A 14,951-nucleotide genomic window follows, 5' to 3' on the forward strand; every position below is an offset into this window, starting at 1 on the left:
CTCAGGGCTCCGCCGTCTGCAGCCGGTAGGTGGTGCGCGCGGTGATCTCGCCGCGCCAGCGGTCGAAGGCACGAACCTCCACGCGATGCTCGCCTTCGGCCAGATCGGTGGGCAGTGCGCCACGCCACAGATGGTGCGAGGGTTCGGCTTCGGGCGAGCGGTCGTAGCCACGCAGCGTATCGGCCAGGTCGTCGCGCATGTTCTCGACCAGCAGCGACGGATCGGGCTGTTCCACGCGCTTCATCGCCTTCCACTCGCCACCGTCGATGCGGTATTCCACCCGCGTGTCCGCGTCGCCCATGTAGACGTTGGCGTAAACCCCCCATGCCGGATACGCACCCTTGCGCAGCACGTTGGGCGCATGCAGGCCGATGCCGCTGTCGTCGGGCGCGCGGGCCGGGTGCCACGACAACGCGTATTCGCCACCGGCCTCCACGCGCAACCGTGCGTAGCCATTCGGCGTGCCGTCGGCCATGGTGGCATCCGGGATGCCCTGCGCATCCTTGGTACCCGACCAGTACGCGCCGCAGGCCGCGCCGACGTTGTATTCGTGCAGCGGCTTCATGCCATGCCAGCCGGTGGCGGCGTCGTGGTACCAGTGGCGTTGCGTGTGGGTGTGACCGCTGAGCAGCAGCAGGTGCGGAAAATCCTTCAGCAGGGCGAACAGCCGCTGGCGGTCCGCCGCACGGAACCCGCGCGCGCCTTCCTCGAAGAACGGGATGTGCACGCCGATCACCAGCAGCCGGTCCTTGCGGACGGTGGGGAGGTAGGCCTGCAGGAACGCGAACTGCTCCTCGCGCAGTCCGCCGAAGTAGGACGGCGATTTTCCTGGCTGATAGATGATGTCGTCGAGGCCGATGAAGGTCAGCGCGTCCTCTTCCCAGGCGAACGTGTCCGGACCAAGATGGTGGCGGAAGGTGCGCAGCGATTCCTCATCGCTTGCCGCATCGAAATCGAGATCGTGATTGCCCGGAATGAACAGCCACGGCACCTGCAGGCGCATGGTGGTGCGCAGGATCTGCGGATACAGCGACAGGTCGTCGTTGACGATGTCGCCCAGCGTCAGCCCCAGCGATGCGCCATGCCGGCCGACCAGGGGCTGCACGATGTCGCGCCAGTAATAGTCCACGTCGGTGACCGAGGCGGTCTGGCTGTCGGCCAGCAGAAGCGCATCCAGGGCCGGACTTTCGCCCGGCGACTTCTTCCGCAGCGCGAAGTGCGTGCAGTCCGGTTGCCGCGACGGCACGCCGCCGTACTTCAGCGCCGGGCCGGCATGGTACTGGCGGTTGCGCCAGAACGCCGGCATGCCGTCGGCCCGTAGCGACACGTCGTAACCGGCCGGCTTGATGACGAACAGCGTGCGCCCGTCCACGTACGGTACGTCGTACTGGCCGCTCGCATCGGTCGTGGACAGGTGCACGCCGTCGGACACCTTGACGCCCGGGATGCCGGACTCGCCCGTATCGCGAACGCCATTGCCGTTGCGGTCCTCGAAGACCTGGCCGCTGCTGCAGGGGGGTGGCAAGGCGTGGGCAGGGACGGCCAGACAGGCCAGCAGCAAGGCGGTCAGCGAGGCGCGCACGGCGACTCCAGCGGGGGCGACCGGCAAATTATGGCGCAGGAAGGTTCACCTGTAGGAGCGACGTCAGTCGCGACCGCACGACCGACCCGACATGCATGCGGTTGATGGCGATGCGGACGACATGCGGTTGCGTCCAATCAGGATCTGCGGTCGCGACTCACGTCGCTCCTACAACGGACAGGCATTGCCCTATTTGGCTTCGTGCCTTAGGCGCAAAACCTCGACCGCATCGGCCAGCGCCAGCCCGCGCGAACGCAGCAGCACCGTCAGGTGGTACAGCAGGTCGGCGCTCTCGCCCAACAACGCGGTTTCATCCTGCGCCACTGCGGCCAGCGCGGTCTCCACCCCCTCCTCGCCCACCTTCTGCGCGATCCGCCGCACGCCGGACTCGAACAGCCGCGTGGTGTAGCTGTCGGCCGGCCGTTCACGCTCGCGCTTCGCGATCAGTGCGTCGAGCTCCGACAGGAAGGCCGAGGGTGCCGACGGGAAGCAACTGGCCCGCTGCAGGTGGCAGGTCGGCCCGTGCGGATGCGCGAGCACCAGCAGCGTGTCGTCGTCGCAGTCCACATCGATCGACACCAGTTCCAGCACATGGCCCGAGCTTTCGCCCTTGGTCCACAGGCGCTGCTTGCTGCGGCTGAAGAACGTCACGCGCCGGCTGGCCAGGGTGGCGTCCAGCGCTTCGCGGTTCATGTAACCCAGCATCAGGACGCGCAGGTTCGATGCATCCTGCACCACGACCGGCAGCAGGCCATCGCCCTTGGCCCAGTCCAGGCGGGAAGGATCGAAACCGGATGATGGATCGTCAGTCGCCACGCCGCACCTCGATGCCCTGCTCCGCCAGCGCGCACTTCAGCGCGGGAATCCGGATATGACCGCTATGGAACACGCTGGCCGCCAACGCGCCATCCACGTCCGCCTCGGCGAACACCTCCGTGAAGTGTTCGACCTCGCCCGCGCCACCGGACGCGATCAAGGGCACATCGCACAGTGCGCGCACCGCCTTGAGTTGCACCAGATCGTAACCCCGCCGCACGCCGTCCTGGTCCATGCAGTTGAGCACGATCTCGCCGGCGCCCAGCTGCTGTGCCTGCACCACCCAGTCGAGCGTGCGCAGGCCGGCGCCCTGCATCTTCGACGGATCGCCGGTATAGCGGCGCACGCGCCACTCGCCGTCCGCTTCGAGGATCGAGTCGACGCCGACCACCACGCATTGCACGCCGAAGGCGTCGGCCAGTTCGCCGATCAGCGCGGGACGTTCCAGTGCCGGCGTATTCACCGACACCTTGTCGGCACCGCTGTAGAGCACGCGCCGCGCCGTCTCGACATCGCGGATGCCGCCCGCGACACAGAACGGGATATCGAGCAGGCGCGACACCCGTTCGATCCAGGCATAGTCGACCGAGCGCCCCTCGGGGCTGGCGCCGATGTCGTAGAACACCAGTTCGTCCGCGCCCTCGTCGCGGTAGCGCAACGCCAGTTCGGCGATATCGCCCATGTCCACGTGGTCGCGGAACTTCACGCCCTTGACCACCCGACCTTCGCGCACGTCCAGGCACGGAATGATGCGCCGGCTCAGCATGCCAGCGCCTCCGGCAGCGCGAAGCGTCCTTCCAGCAACGCGCGCCCCAGCACGATGCCGGCGCAACCCGCCTGTCGCGCACCTTCGACATCGGTGACCGCGCTGACGCCGCCCGAGGCCTGCACCGCCAGTGCCGGCACGGTGTCGTGCAGGTAGGCGTACAGCGCCAGGTTGGGTCCCGTCAGCATGCCGTCGCGGGCGATGTCGGTGCACAGCAGGTGACGCAGGCCGGCCGCGGCGTACCGCGTCGCCAGCTCGTCCAGCGTCTCCGAGGCCGTCTCGGTCCAGCCATGGACCGGCAGGCGCCAGACGCCGTTCGGGTCGCACCGCGTGTCGAGCGCCACGGTGATGCGCTCGCTGCCGAATTCGGCCAGCCACGACAGCACGGTCTCCGGTTCTCGCACGGCCAGCGAACCGACCACCACGCGCTGCGCCCCGGCGTCGAGGATGCGGGCCACGTCGTCGCGCCGACGCACGCCGCCGCCGGTCTGCACCTTCAGCGCGGTCTCACGGGCGATGTCGGCCAGCAGCGGGGCCAGCGTGTAGCCGCCGGCACGGGCCGCATCCAGATCGACCAGGTGCAGCCACTCCGCGCCCTGTTCGGCATAGCGCCGCGCCACGTCGAGCGGCGCGCCTTCATAGCGGGTCTCGCGCGCGTAGTCGCCCTGCGCCAGGCGCACGACACGACCATCGCGCACGTCGATGGCGGGATAGACGGTGAAACCGGTCATTGCAGTCCGTACTCGATGAAGTTCTTCAGCAGCCGCGCGCCGACGGCGCCCGAACGCTCGGGATGGAATTGCGCACCGGCCACGTTGCCCCGCTGTACCACGGCGGCGAAGCGCTGGCCATGCTCGCTGCTGCACAGGCAATCGTCGTCGACCGGCGCCGCATAGCTGTGCACGAAGTAGGCGTGGTCGCCGTCGGCGATACCGTCCAGCAACGACGCATCGCGGGTGCGGCGCAGGGTGTTCCAGCCCATGTGCGGCACGCGGATGCCGGGCGCGGCCGACAGCTTGCGCACGCGACCCGGCAGCAGGCCAAGGCAGGGCGTGTCGTCTTCCTGGGAATGCGCGAACAGCAGCTGCACGCCGACGCAGACGCCCAGCAGCGGCTTGTCCAGCGTGCGCAGGGTATCGACCAGATCCAGTTCCCGTAGCCGCGTCATGCACACCGCCGCCGCACCGACGCCGGGCAGGATCACCCGGTCCGCATTGCGGATCGTTGCGGAATCGCCGGTCAGTTCCGCGTCCACACCCAGCCGCTGCAAGGCATAGCGCACCGAGCCGATGTTGGAGCCACCGGCGTCGACCAGCACGACCTTCGTCACAGCGCCCCCTTGGTCGACGGCAGTTCGGCGCCTTCGCGCTTGACCGCCTGGCGCAGCGCACGCGCCAGCGCCTTGAAGCTGGCCTCGACCTTGTGGTGGTCGTTGTCGCCTTCGACCTTCAGGTTGAGGTTCAGGCCGGAGGCGTCGCAGAGCGAGCGGAAGAAATGCGGCACCAGTTCCGTCGGCAGGTCGCCGACGCGTTCGCGCTTGAACTCGCCGCTGAAGACGAAGTACGGACGTCCACTGAAATCCAGCGCAGCGCTGGCCAGCGTCTCGTCCATCGGCAGGGTGAAGCCGTAGCGCCCGATGCCGCGCTTGTCGCCCAGCGCTTCCTTCAGCGCCTGCCCCAGCGCGAGACCGGTGTCCTCGACGGTGTGGTGCTCGTCGATGTGCAGGTCGCCGTCGGCGCGGACGTCCAGCGCGAAGCCGCCGTGCTTGCCGATCTGTTCCAGCATGTGGTCGAAGAACGGCAGGCCGGTCTTCGCGACCGGCTCGGCGACACGGTCGAGATCCACCTCGACGCGGATCCTGGTTTCCTTCGTGTTGCGCTGGACGACGGCACGCCGCGGCGCATCCGCCAGCTCGTGCGCGATGCCGGCCCAGTCCCACTCGCCGCCGAACTGCGCGGTCTTCAGCTGGAAGCCGCGGATCTTCAGATTCTCGGCGAACTGGATGTCGGTCGGCCGGTCGCCGACCATGCCCGAGCGCGCCCAGTCGATGCTCCGGTCCTGCAGGTACGGCACCATCAGGCCGATACCCGGCTTGCGCGTGGGCTTGTTCTCGTGCGGCCAGCTCTCGTCGATCAGCACGTCGCGGAAGCGGATGCCCTGGCTCTCGAACACCTGCATCATCAGGGCCTGCGGGCCGTCGAAGCTGGCACGCGGGTACTGCTCGCTGCCCAGCCCGTCCTGGTTGCTGACGATGACGAACTCGTAGCCGGCGTCGCGCAGCTTCAGTAGTGCGGGAACGACGCCGGCGACGAAGCGCACCTTCTCGTAGGCATCGATCTGGAAATCCTCGGGCTCCTCGATCAGGGTGCCGTCGCGGTCGATGAAGAGGATGGGCGTCATGGGACGGTTTCTGCAGGAGGGGCTTCCGCCCCCTTGGGAGAGACGGCCGGGGCTGACGCCGTGCCGGCGAAGGAGGCATCCGTGTTCAATGCCGACAGCACGCGGTCGTTCTGCTCTGGCGAGCCGACGGTGATGCGCAGCGCATCATCGAGCTGCGGCGCAGCGCGCTGGTCGCGTACCACCACGCCGGCGGCGAGCAGCGCGCGGAAGGCACGCTCGGCATCGTCGAAGCGCGCGAGCAGATAGTTGCCCTGCGAGGGATAGACACGTCTTACGCCGGGCACGCGCGCCAACGCGTACTGCAGGCGCTCGCGCTCGCGACGCACCGTGGCCACCCGTTCACGCGTCTGCGCGAGTGCGGCGTCGGACAGGCCTTCCAGGGCCAGGTCGGCGGAAGGCGTGGGCACCGGATACGGCGCCTGGCAGCGCTGCAGCACCGCGATCAGGTCCGCTTCGCCGATCACCGCACCGATGCGCGCTGCGGCCAGGGCGTGCGCCTTGGACAGCGTACGCAGCACGGCGATGTTGGCGTGCGCGCCGACCAGCGTGGTCGCGGAACCGGCGTCGGCGAACTCGCCATAGGCTTCGTCCACGACCACCAGCGCCTTGCCTTCCAGCGCACGCGCGAGGCCTGCGATGGCGTCGAGCGGAATGGCCGAGCCCGCCGGATTCGATGGCGAGCACAGGAACACCAGCTTCGCGCCCTGCGCCAGTGCGGCCTCGCGGATGGCGTCGAGATCGGCGACCAGGCCCGCTTCGCCGTCCACCAGCGGCACGTCGATGATGCGTGCGCCCTGCAGACGTGCGCAGACGGCATACATGCCGAACACCGGCGGCGTCACCACGATCGCGTCCTGTCCCGGGACGCACAACGCACGCACGAGCAGGTCGATGGCTTCGTCGCTGCCGCGTCCGACCAGCACCTGTTCCGGCGCCACGCCGTAGAGCTGCGCCAGCCGTTCGCGCAATGCCGGCGGCTGCGGATCGGGATAACGGCGGCTGCGGCCCTGCGCATCGGCCGGATTCGCCCACGCGGATTCGTTGGCGTTCAACCACACATCGCCGCGCAAGGCTTCGCTGCGTGCGGACTTGTAGCCGGCGAAGTCGCGCAGGTCAGGGCGCACGAGGGACAGGACCGCGCTCATGCGGCCGCCTTGCGCAGGCGCAGCGCGACGGCGTTGGCGTGCGCATCCAGGCCTTCGGCGCGCGCCAGCGTCAGTGCGCAGTCGCCGATGGCGGCAATGCCGGCGCGGCTGGCCGACTGCACGCTGACGAAATTCTGGAAACTGGCCACGCTGACGCCGCTGTACGCGCGCGCGGCGCCGCTGGTGGGCAGCACATGGTTGGTGCCGCTGCAGTAGTCGCCCAGCGCTTCCGGGGTGTAATCGCCCAGGAACACCGAACCGGCCGCCTCCACCCTGGGCAGCCATGCGCGCGGTTCGCGCAGGGCGACGATCAGGTGCTCCGGCGCATAGCGGTTGCTGATGGCGAAGGCGTCATCGAGCGTCGCGACCTTGACCAGCCGCGACGCCGACAGCGCCTGACGCGCGATGTCGGCACGGTCCAGCGCGGCGAGCTGCGTCGCCAGTTCGGCCTGTACGCGCCCGATCAGGCCGTCGTCGTCGGACAGCAGCAGCACCTGCGAATCCGGGCCGTGCTCGGCCTGCGACAGCAGGTCGGCGGCGACGAAGGCAGCATCCGCGCCGGCATCGGCGATCACCAGCACTTCCGACGGTCCGGCCGGCATGTCGATGGCCGCGGCACCGGCCTGCGCGACCTGCCGCTTGGCTTCGGTCACGTAGCTATTCCCAGGACCGAACAGCTTGTCGCAGGCCGGCACGCTCTCGGTGCCGAACGCCATCGCGGCGATCGCCTGCGCGCCACCGAGCTTGAACACGCGGCGTACACCGGTCAGCTGGGCGGCCACCAGCACCGCAGGATCGGCGGTACCGTCCTTGCGCGGCGGCGTGCACAGCACCACGTCGCGGCAGCCGGCCAGGCGCGACGGCACGCCCAGCATCAACGCCGTGGACGGCAACGGTGCGCTGCCGGCGGGTACGTACAGGCCCACGCGCGGGATCGGCAGGATCATCCGCTCGCAGACCACGCCCGGCGCGGTTTCCACCGCATAGGGCTGCGCCATGCCGGCGCGGTGGAACGCCTCGATGCGCTCGGCGGCGTCCTGCATCGCCTGGCGCAGGTCGGCAGGCACGGCGGTGTGCGCGGCCGCGAATTCCTCTTCGCTGACCTCGAAGGCGGCCAGTTCCACGCCGTCGAAGCGCGCGGTGACCTCGCGCAGGGCCGCGTCGCCGCGCGCCTGCACCTCGGCCAGCAGACCGGCGACGGCATCATGGGTGCGCTGCGCGACGGTCTGCGCGGGCCGGGCGAGCAGCGAGGCGCGCGCGGCGTCATCCAGGGAATTCCAGTCGTACACGAGAGCAGGCGACGCGGTCATGCCAGCGACCTCTCGACCGACAGCACCATCAGGCCCTGCGCGCCGGCGCGCTGCAGCTCCTCCAACCGCTGCCAGGTGACCGCGCCGTGGCACATCGCCTGCAACGAAAGCGGGCCGTCCTCGCCGCCCGGCAGCGTGACCAGGCCTTCGCTGTCGGTCAGCAGCCGCGACAGCGCGGGCACGGTGTCGCGCTCGGCGCGGAACATCAGCAGCTTGCTGTCCTTGAGCTTCAGCACGCCATCGAGCCGGCGCAGCAGCATGTCGGCCAAGCCGGCGCGGGCATCGTCGAACTCACGCGCCGGACCGGCGAGCACCGCTTCGCTGTCCAGCAACGTCTCCACCGGCTTCAACTGGTTAGCGGCCAGCGTGGCACCGCTGGAGACCAGATCGCAGATCAGGTCCGCGGTGCCCAGCTTCGGCGCGATCTCCACCGAGCCGGACAGCTCGACCACGGCCGCGTCAATCCCGCGCGCCTGCAGCCATTGCCGCAGGATGGACGGATAGCTGGTGGCGATGCGCAGGCCCTGCAGCTGCTGCGGCCCGGTCCATTCCCAGCTGTCGGGTACGGCCAGCATCAGCCGGCAGCTGCCGAAGCCGAGCGGGCGCAGTTCGCGGTAGGCGGCCGGCAGGCCGTTGAGCGTGCGCTCACCGGCCTGCTCGTCCAGTTCGTTGCGGCCGACGATGCCGAAATCGCAGACGCCGTCGGCGATCAGGCCGGGAATGTCGTCGTCGCGTACCAGCAGCAGGTCGACCGGCAGGGATTCGCCGTAGCAGAACAGCTTGTCGCGGCTCTCGCGCCAGCTCAGGCCGCAGGCGGCCAGCAGCGTGCGCGCCGGCTCGGCCAGCCGCCCGCTCTTCTGGATGGCGATGCGCAGACGCTCGCGCGTCGCAGGGGTCGGGGAGGGACTCATGGGGTACTCAGTGGGAAGCGGTGGCGGTCGCGGCCTGCTGGCGCTGGACAGCGGTGGCGTAACCGCCGGCCCCCCGCTCCAGCGTGCGCGCGACACGGCCGATGGTGGTCACGCTGACCTGGGTCAGGTCGTGGATCTCGCGGTAGGGCACGCCCTTGAGCAGCAGCGGCACGACCCGCCAGCGGTCCGACATGGCTTCCAGCTCGGCCGGCGTGCAGAGATCCTCCAGGAAGGCCCGCACCTCGTCGGCATCGGCCAGCGCCGCCAGGGCGTCGCACAGGGCGCGCACGGGGGCATCGGCAACGTCATCGGGGGACACGCGGCGTTTCATGGGCTGGAGGACATTCCAATGTACTAATGCGTTAGTACATTAATGCGATTGTTGCGGAGCGTCAAGCCGTGCTGTCTGGAAACGGCCGCAATCCGCGTTGTCCCGGACAAGACAGCGACAGGAACCTCGATGGACTGGAGCGGACACGGACGATGAGTACACTGCCATGGACGCCTGATGGCCGGACGGAGATAGACTCCGTTCCGGCCGGAAACCCGGGGGGGACGGGCATGCAGCGACAACGCGACAGGCGCTCCACCGGCCACCGGGCCACTTTCTGGCTGGTGCTCTGCCTGGCGTGGCTGCCCCTGCTGGCTACCGCGGCCCCTGCCGCACGCATCTCGCCCGACGCCAGCTATCTTCCGCTCGCCCCGCAAACCACGTACCTGCACGATACGGCCGGTGGCATCAGTGTCGAGGAAGCCGCGCGGCAGTTCACCGCCGGCCGCTTCGCTCCCCTGCCCGACGGCGATGCCTCCTTCGGTTTCCAGACCGGCGCGTTCTGGTTCCATGTCGCCGTCACCAACCAGAACCCGCGCGAGCAACGCTGGTTGCTGGTGCAGCAGTACGCGCTGAGCGACCGCATCGACATCTACGCCCGGTACCCCGATGGGCGCACGATCCACCACATCGGCGGCGACACCTTCCCGTTCGAGCAGCGCAGCGTGCGCTACCGCCACCCCAACTTCTGGCTCGACCTGCCGACCGGCGAACGGGTGGACCTGCTGGTCCGCGTGCAGAGCCAGAGCTCGATGCAGGTGCCGCTGTTCCTGTACACGCCGGCCGCCTTCGCCGAACTGTCGCGCGACGGCCAGCTCGGCATCGGCATCTACTACGGCATCCTGCTGGCGCTGTTCTTCTACAACCTGGTGCTGTGGCTGGTGCTGCGCGACGGCAGCTACTTCTGGTACCTGTTCCACATCAGTGCGTTCGGCCTGGTGCTGTTCACCCTCAACGGGCTGGGGTTCGAGTACCTGTGGCCGCATTCCACCTGGCTGGCGGACAAGTCGGTGCCGCTGTCGGTGTGCCTGGCCCAGATCGGCATGCAGCAGTTCTCGCGGACCTTCCTTGACCTCAACACCCGATGGCGCTGGGGCGACCGCATCAGCAAGGCGATCATCGCGTTCTTCGTGCTGCTCGGCATCGCCGCCACGCAACTGCCCTACCACGTGGCCACGCCGATCGCCTCGGCGGCCGTGTTCCCCAGCATCGTTTGGATCGCGGTGGTCGCACTGGTGGTGGTGCGCAGCGGTTATCGCCCGGCGAAGGTATTCCTGCTGGCGTGGGCGATGTTCCTGCTGGGCACCGGCATCTTCGTGGCGCTGGCGTTCGGCCTGCTGCCCAAGACCTTCCTGACCGAGTACGGCGTGCAGATCGGCTCGGCGCTGGAGATGCTGCTGCTGTCGGTGGCGCTGGGCTACCGGTACGCCGCGCTGCGCAACGAGAACGAGCGGATCGTGCGCGATGCGAAGAACCTGCTGGAGGAGCAGATCGTCGTCCGCACCGGCGAGCTGCGGCAGGCGATGTCGGAACTGCAGACGGCGCACCACCGGCTGCGCGAATCCAGCCGCCTCGACGGCCTGACCGACCTCTACAACCGCACGCATTTCCGCGAAGCGTTCGAGCACCTGCTGTCGCAGTCGCGCAACTCGCAGCGTCCGATCTCGCTGCTGATGATCGACTTGGACCATTTCAAGCGCATCAACGACAACTACGGCCACCTGGTCGGCGACGACTGCCTGCGCTGCACGTCGAACACGCTGGCCGAGACGCTGCGGCCGCACGGCGCGCTGCTGGCGCGGTTCGGCGGCGAGGAGTTCATCGCCGCCCTGCCCGGCATGGGCCTGGGCGAAGCCAGCGTGGTGGCCGAGGAACTGCGCCAAGCGCTGCGTGCCGCGCCCTGCCGCAGCGGCACGCTGGAAATCGCCGTGTCCGCCAGCATCGGTGTGCACTGCGTCGACCTGGACGCCCGCGACAGCCTGGAATCCGCCCTGCAGGTGGCCGACCAGGCGCTGTACGCCGCCAAGGCCGAAGGGCGGGATTGCGTGCGGACGCTGTAGGATCTTCTGCTGTTGTGGGAGCGACGTGAGTCGCGATGCTTTCTGCAAAAAGCTCGCGACTCACGTCGCTCCCACAACCACCCGCCTGCGCAGCCGGCTCAGCGGCTCCGCACCGCCGCCAGGATCTCTCCCGACTCCACCAGCCGCACGGCGGTGGCGACTTCGCCATCCAGGGCGCGGTCGCGCTCGAGGAACGGGATCTTCGCGCGAATCGCCGCATGGGCGGCCGCCACCGCGTGGCCGGGATGGAAGGCCTCGCTGGACGCCAGCGCCGCGCGCAACGCGTCGACTTCCGCCAGGAACGTCTCGCGTCCTTCGGTGCCCGGCGACGGTCCGCCGGCCACCTTCACCGCCAGGCCCTCCGCATCCGTGCGGGCGGACAGCGCACGCGCCGCGTTGATCATGTCGCGGCGCAGGTCCAGCGCCTGCGCGGCGGTGTACAGCTCCAGCGCCAGCACCTTGCCCAGGTCCTGCACCATGGCCAGCACATGACGCGCTTCGTTGGCGCCCATCGACACATGGTCTTCGGCGTTGGCGCTGGTCGGCACCGAGAACACGCTGGCCGGATGCGCGCGGCTGGCCAGATCGTTGACGATGGCGGCAGCGGTGTACTGCACGATCATGTGGCCCGATTCGGTGCCGTCCTCGTTGCCGATCAGGAACGCCGGCAGGCCGTCGTTGGTGGCCGGATCGACCAGCTTGTTGAGGCGGCGTTCGGAGATGGACGCCAGCGTCGGGATGGCCGCCTTCACGTAGCTCATCGCCAGCGCCAGCGGCATGCCGTGGAAATGGCCGGCCGAGATCACATGCTCTTCGACGTGCTCGGCCTGCCGGTCAGGGAACACCAGCGGGTTGTCGGTGACGGCGTTGAGCTCGATCTCCAGCACGCGCTTGGCCTGCTCCACCGCATCGCGCACCGCGCCATGCACCTGCGGAATGCAACGCAGCGAATAGCTGTCCTGCGGCTGGTGCTTCTTGCCGCCGCGGAACGGCATGAAGCGCCGGTAGAACTTCTCTCGACCATGGCGCTGGTCGGTCGGCACCCAGTCCCAGCCGATGTCGAAGCGCAGCGCCTGCGCCTCGGCGGTGTCCCAGCTGCGCGGCAGCCACGGGCGGAACTTCGGCACCAGGTGGTACGGGATGTCGGCCAGCGTCGAGCCGTCCAGCAGGTCGCGCAGGCGCGCGGCCACATGCACCTGGCCCGGATGCGGGCGCAGCGCATGCACTTCCTCGGCGAACGCGCCCAGGCGGCCGGCGAAGGCGTCGATGGTCATCGCGGCGGCGATGTCCGCGGTATCCAGCAGCTGGTCCAGCCGGTAGATGGCCAGCACGCCCATGGCCAGCATCTGCGCCGTACCGTTGTTGAGTGCCAGACCTTCCTTGTACGACAGCGTGACCGGCGACAGGCCGGCGCGCTCCAGCGCCTCCGCACCACGCATGCGCTGGCCCTGGAAGAAGGCCTCGCCACCGCCCAGCAGCACGATGGCCAGGTGCGACAGCGGCGCCAGGTCGCCCGAGGCACCGACTGAGCCCAGCGACGGCACCACCGGCACGATGCCGGCGTTGAGCATGGCCGCCATGGCCTGCAGCGTCTCCACGCGGATGCCGGAGTGGCCTTTCAGCAGCGTGTTGATGCGGATGCCGAGCATGGCGCGCACGATCTCCGGCGCCATCGGCTCACCCACGCAGACGGCATGGGTGACGATCAGGTTGTACTGCAGCTCCTCGTGCAGCGAACGCCCGGACGCCACCGCGCCGGGCAGCTCATCCCGCAGCGGATGCGCGCCGAGCAGTTTGTCGGCGTTGCTGCCGAAGCCGGTGGACACGCCGTAGATCGGCTCTTCGCGGCGGACCTGTTCGGCCAGGAAGTCGGCCGCGCGTGCGACCGCTTTCAGCGCGCCCTTGTCCAGCTCGACGCTGGCGCCGAACGCGATCTCGACCAGCCGGTCGCGGGTAAGCGATGCGCCATCCAGCAGGATCGGCTTCATGTCAGCGCCCCGCCAGTGCGCGGGCCTGTTCCAGCTCCACTCTCAGACTGCTGGCCAGTTCCTCGCGGGCCACCTCGAACTGCTGCTCGCGCTGCAGGTCCTTGACGGTCACCACGCCGCGCGCGCGCTCGTCCTCGCCCACCAGCACCACGAAGCGGATGCCCGCGCGCGAGGCGTACTGGAACTGCTTGGCCAGCTTGCGGCCTTCCATCTGCACTTCGGTATTGATGCCGGCCGCGCGCAGGCGGCGCGCGATGTCGAGCGATTCGGCCAGCTGGCCGTCGTCCATCAGGGCGACCATGGCCTGCACGCTGCTCTCGTCGCTGCCGGCGACCAGGCCGGCCTCACGCAGCTGCCAGAATAGGCGGGTCAGGCCGATCGAGATGCCCACGCCGGGCAGCTTCGACTTGGTGTAATGGCTGGCGAGGTCCTCGTAGCGGCCGCCGGAGCAGATCGAGCCGATCTGCGGGTAGCCGTCCAGCTGGGTCTCGTAGACGGTGCCGGTGTAGTAGTCCAGGCCGCGGGCGATGGAGAAGTTCAGGCAGTACGCGCTCTCCGGCACGCCCAGCGCCTTGACCAGGTCCAGCACTTCGCGCAGTTCGGCGATGCCCTGGTTGAAGGTGTCGCTGCCCTCTCCCAGCGCGTCGAGCTTCGCGAGCGCATCGGCGTGGCCGGTGCTGCGCACGGCGACGAAATCGAGGATGCGGTCGACGCCCTCGGCCGACATGCCGAAACCTTCACCGGTCAGCGTCTCGCGCACGTAATCGGCGCCGCGCTTGTCCAGCTTGTCCACTTCGCGCAGCACCAGCGCCTGCTGGTCGCCGTCGGTGACGCCCTGCGCTTCGAAGAAGCCGCGCATCAGCTTGCGGTTGTTCAGCTGGATGGTGAAGTCGCCGATGCCCAGGTCGCTGAAGACGGCGTGGATCACCGCCAGGATCTCGGCATCGAAGCGCACGCTCAGTGCGTCCTTGCCGATCACGTCGATGTCGCACTGGTAGAACTCGCGGAAGCGGCCACGCTGCTGGCGTTCGCCGCGGTAGACGCGCTGGATCTGGTAGCGGCGGAACGGGAAGGTCAGTTCGTGTTCGTGCTCGGCCACGTAGCGGGCCAGCGGCACGGTCAGGTCGAAACGCAGGGCCAGCTCGGGCAGGCCTTCGTCTTCCTTGGCCAGCGCACCCGTGGACTGGACGAAGTAGACCTGCCGCTCGGTCTCGCCGCCGGACTTGGTCAGCAGGGTCTCGGACAGCTCGAAGACCGGCGTTTCCACCGGCAGGAAGCCGAAGCGCTCGTAGTTCCGGCGGATGGTGTCCAGCATGCGCTGGAAGGCGATCTGCTCGCGCGGGAGCAGTTCCATCACTCCGGGCGGGGTACGGGGCTTGATCAAGCGGGCAACTCCGGCATGCGTAGACCGCGCATTTTACGTGTCCCGAGCCATCGGTCGCAGCCTGCCGGACCGGCAGCCCGTGCCGCGGCGGAAAGTGGGCGCCGGGTCTTGCCGGGAACGGAGTCGTTCACTACAATGGCGCGCTCAGTCGGGGTGTAGCTCAGTCTGGTAGAGCGCTACGTTCGGGACGTAGAGGTCGCAGGTTCGAATCCTGTCTCCCCGACCAATTGAAAAAGCCGGCCTTGCGCCGGCTTTTTT

General features: G+C 68.9%; 12 protein-coding genes, 1 tRNA gene and 1 pseudogene. 2 read left to right on the top strand and 12 right to left on the bottom strand.

Annotated features, from left to right (window positions below; all coding sequences use genetic code 11):
• Position 1: 1 nt before the first annotated feature.
• From VGN58_RS09980 to VGN58_RS10025, 10 genes and pseudogenes are all read right to left on the bottom strand, one after another.
• Entirely contained in the window at positions 2–1,582 is a 1,581-nt protein-coding gene (locus VGN58_RS09980; protein WP_327483094.1) for a calcineurin-like phosphoesterase C-terminal domain-containing protein, read from the bottom strand.
• 189 nt (positions 1,583–1,771) lie between these two features.
• Positions 1,772–2,398: a bifunctional phosphoribosyl-AMP cyclohydrolase/phosphoribosyl-ATP diphosphatase HisIE gene (hisIE, locus tag VGN58_RS09985; protein ID WP_327483095.1), complete on the bottom strand. Its 627-nt coding sequence runs from the start codon at positions 2,396–2,398 to the stop codon at positions 1,772–1,774.
• Positions 2,388–3,164, bottom strand: coding sequence for an imidazole glycerol phosphate synthase subunit HisF (gene hisF, locus VGN58_RS09990; protein ID WP_327483096.1), 777 nt, complete (start codon positions 3,162–3,164; stop codon positions 2,388–2,390). The genes hisIE and hisF overlap by 11 nt, the downstream gene beginning before the upstream one ends.
• Complete coding sequence (gene hisA, locus VGN58_RS09995) at positions 3,158–3,895, bottom strand: 1-(5-phosphoribosyl)-5-[(5-phosphoribosylamino)methylideneamino]imidazole-4-carboxamide isomerase (protein ID WP_327483097.1); 738 nt, start codon at positions 3,893–3,895, stop codon at positions 3,158–3,160. Before hisA ends, hisF begins: the two co-directional genes overlap by 7 nt.
• Positions 3,892–4,494: an imidazole glycerol phosphate synthase subunit HisH gene (gene hisH, locus VGN58_RS10000; protein WP_327483098.1), complete on the bottom strand. Its 603-nt coding sequence runs from the start codon at positions 4,492–4,494 to the stop codon at positions 3,892–3,894. The genes hisA and hisH overlap by 4 nt, the downstream gene beginning before the upstream one ends.
• Positions 4,491–5,564 carry a bifunctional histidinol-phosphatase/imidazoleglycerol-phosphate dehydratase HisB gene (gene hisB / locus VGN58_RS10005; RefSeq protein ID WP_327483099.1) on the bottom strand — a complete coding sequence of 358 codons (1,074 nt, stop codon included), beginning with the start codon at positions 5,562–5,564 and terminating at the stop codon, positions 4,491–4,493. The genes hisH and hisB overlap by 4 nt, the downstream gene beginning before the upstream one ends.
• A gap of 83 nt (positions 5,565–5,647) precedes the next feature.
• Positions 5,648–6,709 (bottom strand): annotated as a pseudogene (gene hisC / locus VGN58_RS10010) (histidinol-phosphate transaminase); the annotation flags it as partial.
• On the bottom strand, positions 6,706–8,019 hold the full coding sequence (hisD, locus tag VGN58_RS10015; RefSeq protein WP_327483100.1) for a histidinol dehydrogenase: 1,314 nt from the start codon (positions 8,017–8,019) through the stop codon (positions 6,706–6,708). The pseudogene hisC and the gene hisD, both read right to left, overlap by 4 nt.
• The gene (gene hisG / locus VGN58_RS10020; RefSeq protein WP_327483101.1) at positions 8,016–8,930 is read right to left on the bottom strand and encodes an ATP phosphoribosyltransferase; all 915 of its coding nucleotides are present in this window, start codon (positions 8,928–8,930) and stop codon (positions 8,016–8,018) included. The genes hisD and hisG overlap by 4 nt, the downstream gene beginning before the upstream one ends.
• Before the next feature lie 7 nt (positions 8,931–8,937).
• On the bottom strand, positions 8,938–9,261 hold the full coding sequence (locus tag VGN58_RS10025; RefSeq protein WP_327483102.1) for a YerC/YecD family TrpR-related protein: 324 nt from the start codon (positions 9,259–9,261) through the stop codon (positions 8,938–8,940).
• Positions 9,262–9,491: 230 nt separating this feature from the next.
• Between VGN58_RS10025 and VGN58_RS10030 the strand changes: the two genes are divergently transcribed.
• Positions 9,492–11,321, top strand: coding sequence for a diguanylate cyclase (locus VGN58_RS10030; RefSeq protein ID WP_327483103.1), 1,830 nt, complete (start codon positions 9,492–9,494; stop codon positions 11,319–11,321).
• 98 nt (positions 11,322–11,419) lie between these two features.
• On the opposite strand, the gene VGN58_RS10035 is transcribed toward VGN58_RS10030, so the two are convergent.
• Positions 11,420–13,309: an aromatic amino acid ammonia-lyase gene (locus VGN58_RS10035; protein ID WP_327483104.1), complete on the bottom strand. Its 1,890-nt coding sequence runs from the start codon at positions 13,307–13,309 to the stop codon at positions 11,420–11,422.
• A gap of 1 nt (position 13,310) precedes the next feature.
• A complete protein-coding gene (gene hisS, locus VGN58_RS10040) occupies positions 13,311–14,693 on the bottom strand; it encodes a histidine--tRNA ligase (RefSeq protein ID WP_327483105.1) in 1,383 nt (460 codons plus the stop codon).
• A 149-nt stretch (positions 14,694–14,842) separates the two neighbouring features.
• Here hisS and VGN58_RS10045 point away from each other — a divergent pair.
• Positions 14,843–14,919 (top strand) — tRNA-Pro (locus VGN58_RS10045).
• Positions 14,920–14,951 lie beyond the last annotated feature (32 nt).

The sequence above is a fragment of the Pseudoxanthomonas sp. genome, from assembly GCF_035999195.1.
Classification (GTDB): Bacteria; Pseudomonadota; Gammaproteobacteria; order Xanthomonadales; family Xanthomonadaceae; genus Pseudoxanthomonas_A.

Excerpts from the sequence above, each read along its gene's own strand:
- hisF (WP_327483096.1), bottom strand. The coding sequence starts at position 3,164 with ATGCTGAGCCGGCGCATCATTCCGTGCCTGGACGTGCGCGAAGGTCGG.
- hisA (WP_327483097.1), bottom strand. The coding sequence starts at position 3,895 with ATGACCGGTTTCACCGTCTATCCCGCCATCGACGTGCGCGATGGTCGT.
- hisB (WP_327483099.1), bottom strand. The coding sequence starts at position 5,564 with ATGACGCCCATCCTCTTCATCGACCGCGACGGCACCCTGATCGAGGAG.
- hisD (WP_327483100.1), bottom strand. The coding sequence starts at position 8,019 with ATGACCGCGTCGCCTGCTCTCGTGTACGACTGGAATTCCCTGGATGAC.
- hisG (WP_327483101.1), bottom strand. The coding sequence starts at position 8,930 with ATGAGTCCCTCCCCGACCCCTGCGACGCGCGAGCGTCTGCGCATCGCC.
- VGN58_RS10025 (WP_327483102.1), bottom strand. The coding sequence starts at position 9,261 with ATGAAACGCCGCGTGTCCCCCGATGACGTTGCCGATGCCCCCGTGCGC.
- VGN58_RS10030 (WP_327483103.1), top strand. The coding sequence starts at position 9,492 with ATGCAGCGACAACGCGACAGGCGCTCCACCGGCCACCGGGCCACTTTC.
- VGN58_RS10035 (WP_327483104.1), bottom strand. The coding sequence starts at position 13,309 with ATGAAGCCGATCCTGCTGGATGGCGCATCGCTTACCCGCGACCGGCTG.